Here is a 2,644-nt window from a genome sequence, read left to right as displayed (position 1 = left end):
CCCCACTTCCTCCCAGTCCCCAGTCCCTAGTAGCCCGCAATTGCGGAACGAATTGCTTGGGCTGTTGATGGTGCTAATAAAATGCCGTTGCGATAATGACCAGTAGCTAAAAGAATGTTGTTATAACCGGGTAAATTGCCAATAACTGGTGCTGGTCTTCCTTCGGGACGGGGGCGCAAACCCAGCCATGATTTAATAATAGTAGCATTGGCTAAAGCTGGGCAAAATGCGATCGCTTCCTGTCTTACCAATTCCAATTTACTAGCATCCGGTTCTACCTGATAACCATCAGCCGGAAATTCTACCGTTGCACCTACCCAATAATCTCCCCCACCAACAGGTACGATATGCACATCATTAGCTGTAATTGCTGGTTGAAAATCGGGATTTCCTAAAGGATTATCTAATCTTAAATGTAAAGCTTGACCTAAAACAGGTCTAACATCAATTTGATGTAAAAGTGATTTAGTTAGTAAAGAAGAACCCAAACCGGATGCTAACACCAACCAATCAGTTTCTAAATTACCATTTTGGGTTTTGATCTGCCAACCATTTGATAAAGGTTCTATTCCCAAAACATCTACACCAAACTGAAAATTTACTCCATTTTTTGCCGCCGCATCTACTAACGCTAAAGTTAAAGCAGTAGGATCGAGCTGTCTATCTTGGGGCGAATAAACCCCAGCAATTACTCTTTCTAAATTCAACTGCGGACAATTAGCGTTTACTTTATCTAACTCCCAAATTTCTAAACTAAAACCTTGAGAACGGCGAACTTCTGCTAACTCTTCCCAACTCGCCAAATTTTCCCCTTCCAGACAAAGCAAAAGAATTCCTTGACGATTAAAAGGAATTTGCCGCCCTAAACTTTTTTCTAACTCAGGAATTAAAGTTTCATAACGCTGTATACTATTTTGGCGCAGTCGCCAAGCACTTCCTTTAACTTTGTGACTAATAATTCCCATCAACACGCCCAAGGCTGCACTCGTCGCACCTTGCGCTGGTGCTTTTTGTTCTAAAACTGTCACATTTAACTCAGGAACTAAACTGAGTTCGTATGCAATTGTTGCGCCAATAATTCCGCACCCGATGATTGCAACTTTAACCATAACTTTGAAAATTGGTAATAGGTAGTTGGTAGTTGGTAGTTGGTAGTTGGTAATGGGATGATTTTCCCCTGTCCGACTACCTATTACCTACTACCTACTACCAAACTCAAGGATAGACTACGCTTGAGGAGTTAATTCTAAGAACGATCGCAATTCTCTTTGGACAACGCCAAAATTGCGGATAGCCTTTTTATAATCGCGGCTATCAGCAGCTTCATCAATTAAGATCAAACCTTCAATTAACTCCTGGGAAGTTTCATGGACTTTTGTCTTATCTTTAGGCAGCAAATTGCGTTCCACAAAACTCAAATTTGTCCGCAATTCACCCAATGGCCCACGAATGAAATTCTTGACAAAAGTCCAATTTTCATCTTGGATTAGCTTGGCTAATTCTGGCAGTCGTTCCTGAACTTTTTCCAAGTCAGAAGCATACTGCTGAATTCGCTCAATTTGTGCTGGAGTGTAAGTAGGTGGCTTAGTGGCTGTGGGAGCTCCACCGCAGCTAACTAGAACTGTCGCTACAAAAGCCAGAATGATTGCCAGAATAGACCGATAACGTGCCTTGAACATTTTTTTGTTGCAAAGTTACAAAATACATCCTTAAAAATATTAGCGGCGCAGAAACCCAATTAGTGCATCACTTACTTTTTCTGACCAATGTTCTTGAGGATAATGCCCCGCTTCCTCTATTTTGACCAATTCTGCATTGGGCATCGCAGCTTTTAACTGTTCCGCTTGAGAAACAGGCAACCAAGGGTCTTTCATACCCCAAACAATCAAAGTCGGCTGTTCCCATTGGCTTAACCCAGCCGCAATTTCTGCCCCTGTTTGAGCCAATTGCAGGTTTCTCACCGTTGCTAACAAACTGCGACCCGCATCAGAACTTTTTAAGAAAGGACGGCGATAGACATCTAAATCTGCGTCTGAGATGCCATAACGACTGCCACCTTCTAAAGTTCGATCGACTAACAAAGGGTCTTGGGTCAGCATATCACCTATAAATGGCAATCCCAACTGTTGTAATTTCCAAGGTAACTTAGCTTCTGGAGAAATAGGAGCGCTCAAAATTGCCAACCTTTCAATTTTTTCAGGATGACGCAGGGCGTATTGAATGCCCACAGAACCCAAAAATCCTTGGACAACTAACGAGAATCTTTCTAATTTCAGAGTTTCAATGAATTCAGTTAAAGCTTGAATAAAAGCATCGGGCGTGTAAGCAAAGTCCCGACGGTCTGGTTTAGCAGAAAGGCCACAACCGATCCAATCTGGAGCAATACTTGTGTATCCTTTATCTGCTAATGCTGGCATTACTTGTGTCCAACTGAAGCTTTGGGACGGTATACCATGTAACAGCAATACTGGCAGTTTGTCGCTTCTGCCCAAGGGTTTTGCTTCCCGATAAAACCACTTGAGGGAACCTACTTCGATTATTTCTTCGTTCGTGGTCACTCGATCGATCCTATTGCAGCTAGAGGTTGTCTGAGCTTACCTCTCAAGGGTGTTCCGGGACAAGGGGCAGGGGGGCAGAGGGGCAG

The 2,644-nt window shown here is 43.0% G+C and carries 3 protein-coding genes; all 3 read right to left on the bottom strand.

All coding sequences use genetic code 11. The features are described from left to right. Positions 1 to 26: 26 nt before the first annotated feature. The 3 genes from IQ264_RS32130 to IQ264_RS32120 all read right to left on the bottom strand — a co-directional run bounded on the left by IQ264_RS32130 (position 27) and on the right by IQ264_RS32120 (position 2,558). Entirely contained in the window at positions 27 to 1,109 is a 1,083-nt protein-coding gene (locus tag IQ264_RS32130) for an NAD(P)/FAD-dependent oxidoreductase (RefSeq protein ID WP_193986780.1), read from the bottom strand. A gap of 117 nt (positions 1,110 to 1,226) precedes the next feature. After that, positions 1,227 to 1,679 (bottom strand): photosystem II protein PsbQ, encoded by a 453-nt coding sequence (gene psbQ, locus IQ264_RS32125; protein WP_193986778.1) that lies wholly within the window; start codon positions 1,677 to 1,679, stop codon positions 1,227 to 1,229. Between the two features lie 39 nt (positions 1,680 to 1,718). Next, complete coding sequence (locus IQ264_RS32120) at positions 1,719 to 2,558, bottom strand: alpha/beta fold hydrolase (protein ID WP_193986776.1); 840 nt, start codon at positions 2,556 to 2,558, stop codon at positions 1,719 to 1,721. Between the last annotated feature and the right edge of the window lie 86 nt (positions 2,559 to 2,644).

The organism is [Phormidium] sp. LEGE 05292, from assembly GCF_015207735.1.
Taxonomy (GTDB): domain Bacteria; phylum Cyanobacteriota; class Cyanobacteriia; order Cyanobacteriales; family Aerosakkonemataceae; genus Floridanema.
Note: the sequence above shows the minus strand (reverse complement) of the source record. Positions and strands in the feature narration are given on the sequence as shown.

Bases quoted from the DNA above. Each gene is read 5' to 3' on its own strand.
- IQ264_RS32130 (WP_193986780.1), bottom strand. From the start codon at position 1,109: ATGGTTAAAGTTGCAATCATCGGGTGCGGAATTATTGGCGCAACAATT.
- psbQ (WP_193986778.1), bottom strand. From the start codon at position 1,679: ATGTTCAAGGCACGTTATCGGTCTATTCTGGCAATCATTCTGGCTTTT.